Origin of the sequence: Streptomyces mesophilus, assembly GCF_011044995.1 — a bacterium.
Lineage (GTDB): Bacteria > Actinomycetota > Actinomycetes > Streptomycetales > Streptomycetaceae > Streptomyces > Streptomyces mesophilus.
This window is the reverse complement of record NZ_JAAKZW010000307.1, coordinates 1-8,247: the sequence shown is the minus strand read 5'-3', so window position 1 is coordinate 8,247 and position 8,247 is coordinate 1. Positions and strand designations below refer to the sequence as shown.

Sequence of the window (8,247 nt, the reverse complement as noted above, 5' to 3'; positions counted from 1 at the left end):
GGCGGTGATCTCGCCACGGCCGACCACGACCATCAACACCCGGCAGCAGAGGCGCTATCCGCTCCCATGCCGCATCCGTCAGCTCACCACGACCCACCACAAGATCAATTATCAGACACGACCTAGGGCCGCACAGGAGAAGGAGGTTCGGCATGGAACTCACCGTCGCCATCATCTCGTTCGCGGCCGCGCTGGCGCCTGGTATCAAGGACTGGCTCGACAGCGTGGCGATACGCAACCGGGCCGCAGCGCGCGCGGAGATCATCCGCGCCCGGCGTACGCGGCCGACACAGGAAAGGCGCGCTGGCGACGGGGCGGAGCTGCCGAAGGAGGGCGGGGTGGATGGGCGAGCGTGAGACGGCCACGGCCACGGCCACGGCCGCGCTTGGCGAGCTGTACGCGTCGTACGGGCCACAGTTGACCAAGCGCGCCCGCAAGAAGCTCGACGAGTACGGCATCCCGCCGTCGGTGACCGCCCCGGAGGACTTGGTTCACAGCGCCTTCGCGCAGGTCCTGCGGAACCCGGAAGCCATCACGTACCCGAAGACGTATCTGACCCGGGTGGTCGAGAACGAAGCTGCCAAGATCGCCCGGCAGCGGAGCCATCTGATGGAAGCGGAGACCGAGCACGCCCGCATCGCGGGCGAGACCGACGCTGACGTTGCCGCGCTCGTCGCCAACCGGTGCGCCCTGCGGCAGTTCCTAGGGGAACTGCCGCCGTCACAGCGCGATGCGGTGTGGTCGAGCAAGGCACTCGGCTACACCCTGGCGGAAACCGCAGAATTGCTGCACAAGGCGCCCGGCACGGTAGCCGTGCAGGTTTCCCGGGCGACGCGGTTTCTGCGCGCCAACCTGGCCGCGGTCTATGTCGCGCTTCTGGTTGCCCTCGCCGTATTGGTCGGTGGCGGGTTGCGTCGGGTCCAGCCGGCCAGCCCGAGCGGCGAGCAGGAGCCGCCGACGGGCTGGGAGGACACCCTGCTGTACCAGTTCGTGGAAAGCGCCTCCGGCACTGGCGTGGCGTGGGTGGGTGCAGGCCTGGTGTGCGCTGAGGTGATTCGGCGCGGCTGGATTGCGCGGCTGGTGGACCCCTCGACGTACCGGAGGATCAAGTTCGTGCTGGCGAGCCAGCGTTACCGGTGGAGCCTGTTTCTGGCCCGCATTGCTCCGGTCGCCGCGGCGCAGCCACCCCGGTTCTCCTCGGTCACCCCGTTGGATGTGGAGATGGCCCGTACGTACAACAGATCCTTGCAGGAACCTTCGCGGACCCACGTGAGGAACGACGGGAAGGTGGTCGGTATCCGTACCTTCTCAGGGGGGCCCGTCGCACCTCACCCCGCACATTGGCGAGTGACCGCCCCGCGGGTCGCGCGTTCCTCCGCGAACATCGAGGCTCAGGAACTGGAACCGCTCCGGAATCATCTCGACGAGCTGGTTGAAACCGAGCCCGCTACCCCGCCCCGCTCCCCCCTGAAATGGGCAGAGCTCTTCGCGGGCACCCTTGTTGCTCACGAAGAGGTCCAGCCGAGGGCTGCCGTTGAGCCGCAGCAGCTCAAGTTCGCCGGGTTGGAAGAGGCGCCTGCACTCGCACGTCTCTTCTCCTCTCACGGCCACATGAGCAAGACATGGTGGGACCAGGCATTTACGGTCATGGACACGGTCCGGAATGCTCCACAGGGAGTGCCTCGGGAGCAGATCCTCGACAGGCTCTACGGGGTTGACCAGGACGTCGACAGGTTGCTGGGGGTGCTGCTGAAGAAGAACTTTCTGCGCCTTACGGACGGCCGTTTCGTCCGCGGCAACGCCTTGGCCGAGCTCGACCGGGTTCCCGAACCGTTCGGACCGGCGCCCGCCGTGACCGCAGTGGCTGGTGTCGCGACCGCCACGGGGACGGCAGCGTAGAGCGTCGAGCCTGCTCCTAGGGATGTCCGGGGCTGTCTTCGAAGAGCTCTTTGCGGCTGTTGTAGCGCTGGGTGGTGCGGGAGTCGTCGTGTTCGGCCCACCGTTGGACCTTGTCGATGCGGGCGCCCGGCTTCGCGAGCGCGTGCGTGATCGCGTCGCCTTTGATGCCGTGTGGGCCGCGCGGCCGCAGTCCGGCCCGGCGGGCGAGCGATCCGAATAGCCGCCAACCGCGGGTTCGTCGAGCTGTTTGCCCTGCGCGGTCTGGAAGAGCCAGCCGGTGGTGCGGCCGGCGAGGTAGGTCTGGAGCGCGTCCCAGGCGAGCGGTGGGATCGGCTTCTTCTTTCGGCCGCCGCCCTTGACCTTCTTCAGCTGCAGCACGTAGTGGCTCTGGTCCTCGTTGAGGTCCTCGACGCGGGCGTTGAGCAGGGAGTCGATGCGCAGGCAGCAGGAGTACAGCATGAGCAGCAGCGCGTGCGACCGCGCCCGGTAGGCGGGGACCCGGTGGTGGTCGCGGGCGGTGCGGACGAGGGTGGCCCACTCGGCCTCGGTGTAGCTGGGGGTGGGAGAAGTCCGGGTCGATGACTGGGCGTTGTACTGCGGCGAAGGGGTTCTTCACCCCGTCGTCGCTCACCTTGTCCAGGTAGACGAAGAACGAGGACGCCGCGGACAGCGCGTTGGCGCGTGAGGCGTCTGAGTATGGCGGACCGGTGCGCTCCATCTCGCCGCGCTTGCCGCCCTTGACTCGCCGCCAGGTCGGTGCGGTCTCCAGGTGCAGCCGGAAGGCGTCCGCGAGGACGAACTTGACGGCCATCGGGTGGGTGCCGTGCTCGCGGGCGAACTCCTCGAACACACGGAAGCCGCGGGCGTACGCCTTGCGGGTGTTCTCCGAGCGCTGGTGGGCGATCCAGCCGCCGGCGAGCGTGGGCAGCACATCGTCCGCCCCGTACAGAGCGACCAGATACTCGTACAACTTGCGCGCGTGCGCGGGCCACAGGTCCCGCGGATCGCGCGCGGAGGTGGTGAGTGCGCCGCCCGTGTCCGGCGTCGTGATGGTGCCGGAGGCGTCGCCGCCTTCCGGGGTGAACTCTGCCCTCATGACGCCACCTCGTGTCCGGGCGCGGCATCCGCGTCGGTGATGACGACGATGCCAGCGAGGTGGTGAGTGACCCAGGCCGGAGGGGTCCGGCCGTCCAAGACGTCGCGGACGTAGTCGGGGATCTCGGTGCGCAGGCCGCGCAGCACGTGCTGGAGGTAGGGCACCGGGAAGTGGCCTTGGTCGGCGGGGAGTTCGGGGAAGAGGGCGCCCGTGTTCAGGGCGCTGCGCTCCAGGGTGGCCGGGCTGAACTGCCGAACCCGGATCCAGTGGACGGGCCGCACGATTTCCTTGGCGACGCGCCGCGCGCCGCGCTGCGGCTGTTGGAAGAAGTGAGCCAGGTCCTCTGGCAGCCCGCGGGAGAGTCCCACGATGGGCGGGTCCGTGGCGTCGGGGCCGGTGATGTCCTCCACCGGGACGGCGGCATGGAAGGCGGCCACGCCCGCGCCCTTTCCCTGGAAGATGACGGCGTTGTCGGCGACCAGCGCGGACACGGCGGATACCCCGGCGCGGTCTCGGTCCCGGCACAGCACGTCCTGGTGCGGAAGGTCGCACTCCAAGGTGGCCCTGTACTGCGCGTCGCCGCAGTACAGGACGTAGCCCGCGGCGGCGTCGAAGCGGTCCGAGGCCGTGAGCAGCTTGGAGATCTGCGTCCGCTCGTCCCCCGCGGTCCGATAGGTGAAGTCGACGCTCCACCGTTTCCCGCGCGACTTGAGGATCTTCGCCTGGACCAGGAAGCAGAAGGTGGTGCCGTCCCGGTCCACCCAGCACCACAGCCAGTCCGCGCCGTGCTCCCTTTCGTGGGCCGCGCCGAACTGCCGGTAGCGGATACGCGGGGCTGCAGTGGTCAGCAGGATTTCGGTCGCCGTGGTCTCGCCCCACATGTGGTCGTCGTCCAGGCGACTGGTCATGTGCCGGTCGACGGCGAGACGAGTGGCCGCACCCCGGCCTGAGGGTCTCCCGTTACCAGTAGCCGACTCATTCACCTGCGAGATACCATCATCGGTATATACCGTTGCCGGTATGGCAGGGCGCTATGAAGTCGAGATCGAGCCGGAAGTCGAGCAGTGGCTGGCAGAACGCAGCCCTCGGGACTTCGTCCGGTGCGAGTACTACGCCGATCTGTTGGCGGACAACGCCGAGACGCTCGGCGAGCCTCGCTCCCGACACCTCGGGGGCAAGGTCCGTGAGCTGCGATTCCATCTCGGCAGCGAGGACGTACGGATCACGTACTGGCTCGCCCCGGGCCGCCGTGTCGTGCTGCTGACGGTGTTCCGGAAGACCAGGATGCGAGAGGCGGCAGAGGTCGACCGGGCCCAGAAGATGCAGGCGCTCTGTGAGAGCGAGCACCCGCCGGCAGCCGAGCACGCAGTGTTCAGCCGGACGTTCAAGAAGGGAGAGCTGACATGAGCCCTCACAGCCGTTGGACGACCGCGCAGCCCGCCGAGGCTGAGGCGAGCGAAGAGTACGACGCCCTCTATGAGGAGACCCGCCTCGCCGACGAGCTCGGTCGCATGGTCTACGAGCGGCGCACCGAGCTGGGGCTGACACAAACACAGCTTGGCGAGCGCGCCGGCATGACCCAGCCGCAGGTCTCCCGTCTCGAAGGAGGCGGCACCGTGCCGACGCTGCCTCTGCTGGCTCGCCTGGCTCGCGCCCTGGACACAGAGCTCAGCATCGCCTTCGCGCCTCGCCACGCCAGCCAGAGCCCCGAAGCAAAACTCCATGCCCTGGGGCTTTCCGTGACGGCCCTTCGCGAGGTGCTGGACGTGCAAGTCAAACTGCCGATGCCAGCGCTGCCACCCATGCCGAAAATGGCTGCCCTCTCCGACCTCACGCGCATCAGGGACTGGCTGAACCAAGCGGTCCGTGAAGTGCCTCAGGTCCAACTCGTCTCCATCACTGAGGACCTCGCTCACGCAAGGGCGCAACTTGAGGAACTCACCGCCGCCTTCAGTGATGCCGAGGACGAGGCCAGGCGTCTGGAAGATGCCTGACGGCTGACCCACGTGTTCCTCATGTGAAGGCCCAAAAGTAGAACTTACGCAGATCAGACGGGTAGCAGTCGCGCCCCGAAACTATTACCCAGAGGTGCAGATCGTGCTCACGTGGCACCGTGGCGTGCGTCCGCGTTGCCCCAGTACTAACCCGCTCACCGTTGGGGGCAGCACATCGGAAGGGGTACCGCCTGCTCTCAGGTAAGGAGGCCGAGTTGTTCGGCTTCCTGAACCTGCTCGGCAGAAAGCCGACTGCGGCGGTTGCGGGCGTTGCTGCGCCACACCCCAAGCCGTACATGCTCTTCGCGTACGTCTCCCGCGCCGTGGTCGATGCGCAGGGTTTCCCGATGGCCGCGGGGGACCCGTACATGCCCCTCGCGCGCCTTGTACTGGCGTAGCGCCGCCACGCCCTTCTCCCACGTACTCGCACCGGCTGGCACGGTCACAGGCAGGATGCCGGCCTCGAGGGCGAGGTGGGTCACGGCTTCGACCTCACCAGCAGGCACGTGGACGCCGATCTCAGCCAGGCGTGCGCGTTGGCCTGTACTCAGGCTCTGCCAGGAATGACGTTGTTCGACCAGCCACGCACCCACATCGTCACCACCGACCATGAGACCGGGGGACAGGTGGGACAGCTGCGCCCCACCGTCCAGGCACCACGCAACTTTCGCCCAGTGCCGCTGCCACACCAAAGGCCACTCAGGATTCCAATGCGGGTCGATCGCCTCCAACTGCGCACGCCTCCGCTGCGCCCGCTCCGGCTTCTTCCCCAACCCATTCGGTTTGCGCAGGTTCGACAGGTCCTGCCCGATCGGCTGCCCCTCGAACACGGCCGCCAAGGGGGCTGCCAGCGTGCCGTGCTCCTCGTAGTAGCGACGAAACAACGAGACCTTCGCCGCGAACCGCGCATCCGCCCCCTCCCACTCCATCCCGAGCTCATCCAGCAGCTGGAACCGCCACGCCCGCAACACCCCAACCCGGTGCGCCCGCCGCTGCTCGGCACACCACTGCCCCAACGGATACGTCACCTCCTGCCCTACATCCCTCCCTGACCGGGCCTCGGGCTCCACCTGAGAGTGACGCAGCACCCGCTCCTGCAGCGGCACACGAGCATGCCCCTGCTCGGCCACCCACCGACACAGCAGGTTGTACCCGGTCAGCCACACCTCGGACTGCGGCTGCAGCACCCGCGTTCGCAAAAACCGCGCGACCGCCAGGGCATCGCGCGGAGCGAAGAATCGCAGCAACGCCGCATCCCCAGACACCCGCGCACCTTCACTCTCACCTTCAGCTTCACCCTCCTCCCCGGCAGCGGTGCCGGTCTCGCGCACGTACTGCGGGTCGTCGACGAGAACCTCATCGGCCGCCCCGCGGCCGCTGTGATCCTGACGCAGCACGAGCTTCTCGACGATCTGCTCGTCATGGGCACGCAGCGCCTGCAGGATCGCCACCAACGGCCGGTAGCTGGGGGAGGACGTCATGTCCTCAGGGTCTTCATCCGGCCTGAGGAAGATGGGCACGAGGATCCGCGCGACTTTCCCTTCACCAGGCTGCTGCCGCAGCGCACGCCCGGTGTTCTGCACGACATCGACCACGCTGCCACGCGTGTCCGCGAACGCGACGGCGTCGACGCCGCGCTTCCCGGTGAGGTCCGCTCCTTCTCCGAGCAGCTTGCACACCGACAGGTACGACACCAACGTCTCCACACCGTCATCGTCGACCCCGTCGGCGAACTGCCCCGCCACCCGCCGGCGATCCTCCACCGAGTGCTCAGCGGACAGCCACTCCGCCACGACCCCCACAGGGTCCGGGTACCGGTCAGGGTCGCTCTCGTACAGATCGCGGGCGACCGACGGCAAACCCCGGGCAAACCGCATCGCATCCCGAGTCCGATGATGAAAAGTGATCACGGACCGCAGCCCGCTCTGTTTCCAATGCGCCAACAAAGCAGCCTGCAAAGCCGCCACCCGCCGCTCCCGCGCACCCTCCAGCGTCAGCGAACCCTGAGCAGCAGGACCCTGGATCTCCAAAACATCAATCTCAAAACGCGCCAGGACACCCCGCTCAACCGCCTCCAACAGCCCGAACACGATCTGCTGACCGTAGATCTCCTCATCGTCCATGGACGCAACCAACTGCCCGCCCAACCCCTCCGCAGCCGCCGAACCCGCCTCCACACTCGGCAGCTCCCACAACCGAGGCGTCGCCGTCATATACAACCGACGATCCGCCCGGATACGCACGTTGTCATGAATGACCGCCCACGGCTTCCCAAGAAGCCCCGACGTACGGTGCGCCTCATCCAGGACAGCAAGATCGAACCCATCCAGCCGCTGACCGAACAACCCAGCCATGGCCTGCTCCAGCGGACCAGGCACCGTCTCGCCGCCCTCAACGCGATCCTCAAGCGAGTTGTAGGTCGCGAAAACCGTGACCGGCCCACCGCCACCCCACAGCGCCAACCGCGGCGCACTCGTCGTACACCGCACCCCCAACTCCCGCAGCTGCGCATGCCCCTTCGAGCACACCGCGATGGCAGGCTCGGTGTGGCCGGCAGCCCGCCACCACGCGGCGGTCTGGATCAGCAGATCGATCGTGGGGACCATCACCAGCACCCGCCGACGGGGAGCCAGCTGACGAGCCGCCTCCCGACTGATCCACGTCTTGCCCGAACCAGGCGCCGAGGCGAGAGTCACCCGAAGCCCTTGCTCCGGGAACGCGGTTCCAGGCGGCGGAGTGAGAGCCACAACCACCCTGTCGAGAAGGTCAGGTTGATGGTCACGTGGAGGCAGGATCCGGCTACCGAGGCGGGTGGGCTGCTCGTGATGTGAGGGACGAATGGGCATGACGAGTCCTTGATCTTTGGAGAGGGGGTGGGGTAGATCTCCAAACCCTACGGGTGATGCATCCGGTCGACAGAGATAGACGGGGACACATACTGACGATTCCACGCTACCGCTTCGTAGCCGCCGGCCGGGCATCCCACCACCCTTCGAGTGAACCTGACGTGACAACTCCGAACCAGGCAAGCCAGGTTCGACAAGCCACCGGAGCCCCCGTTCTTGCTGCTGGCCTTGCTGTTTGCGCGGAGCGTAAACAGCCGGCCGGATCGCGGAGCGATCCGAGCCACGGCCAACGGAGTTGGCCGTTGAGGTCACGGAGTGACCTCAACTCCCGGGACGGAGTCCCGGTTACCGCGCGGAGCGCGGTGCTGCTTCCGTCGCGTAGCGACGGCGCGTTGTGTCTGCGGAGCAGACC

8 protein-coding genes are annotated in these 8,247 nt (G+C 67.4%); 4 read left to right on the top strand and 4 right to left on the bottom strand.

Annotation, left to right across the window (positions count from 1 at the left end):
• Positions 1-100, bottom strand: a 100-nt coding sequence (locus G6045_RS42265; protein ID WP_408056414.1) for a transposase, incomplete at its 3' end; no start/stop codon positions are given.
• Positions 101-152: 52 nt separating this feature from the next.
• Between G6045_RS42265 and G6045_RS37465 the strand changes: the two genes are divergently transcribed.
• Together G6045_RS37465 and G6045_RS37460 are read left to right on the top strand one after the other, a co-directional pair.
• Entirely contained in the window at positions 153-356 is a 204-nt protein-coding gene (locus tag G6045_RS37465; RefSeq protein ID WP_165336708.1) for a hypothetical protein, read from the top strand.
• Positions 343-1,899, top strand: coding sequence for an RNA polymerase sigma factor (locus G6045_RS37460; protein ID WP_165336707.1), 1,557 nt, complete (start codon positions 343-345; stop codon positions 1,897-1,899). The genes G6045_RS37465 and G6045_RS37460 overlap by 14 nt, the downstream gene beginning before the upstream one ends.
• 16 nt (positions 1,900-1,915) lie before the next feature.
• Here the strand turns inward: G6045_RS37460 and G6045_RS37455 are convergent, their stop codons facing one another.
• Both G6045_RS37455 and G6045_RS37450 read right to left on the bottom strand, forming a co-directional pair.
• Positions 1,916-2,995 (bottom strand): integrase, encoded by a 1,080-nt coding sequence (locus G6045_RS37455; RefSeq protein ID WP_235968552.1) that lies wholly within the window; start codon positions 2,993-2,995, stop codon positions 1,916-1,918.
• Positions 2,992-3,903 (bottom strand): hypothetical protein, encoded by a 912-nt coding sequence (locus G6045_RS37450; RefSeq protein WP_165336706.1) that lies wholly within the window; start codon positions 3,901-3,903, stop codon positions 2,992-2,994. The genes G6045_RS37455 and G6045_RS37450 overlap by 4 nt, the downstream gene beginning before the upstream one ends.
• A gap of 112 nt (positions 3,904-4,015) precedes the next feature.
• Between G6045_RS37450 and G6045_RS37445 the strand changes: the two genes are divergently transcribed.
• Both G6045_RS37445 and G6045_RS42450 read left to right on the top strand, forming a co-directional pair.
• Positions 4,016-4,402, top strand: coding sequence for a type II toxin-antitoxin system RelE/ParE family toxin (locus tag G6045_RS37445; RefSeq protein ID WP_165336705.1), 387 nt, complete (start codon positions 4,016-4,018; stop codon positions 4,400-4,402).
• Entirely contained in the window at positions 4,399-4,989 is a 591-nt protein-coding gene (locus G6045_RS42450) for a helix-turn-helix domain-containing protein (protein WP_165336704.1), read from the top strand. Before G6045_RS37445 ends, G6045_RS42450 begins: the two co-directional genes overlap by 4 nt.
• Before the next feature lie 197 nt (positions 4,990-5,186).
• Here the strand turns inward: G6045_RS42450 and G6045_RS37435 are convergent, their stop codons facing one another.
• Positions 5,187-7,781 (bottom strand): DEAD/DEAH box helicase, encoded by a 2,595-nt coding sequence (locus G6045_RS37435; RefSeq protein ID WP_235968553.1) that lies wholly within the window; start codon positions 7,779-7,781, stop codon positions 5,187-5,189.
• Positions 7,782-8,247 lie beyond the last annotated feature (466 nt).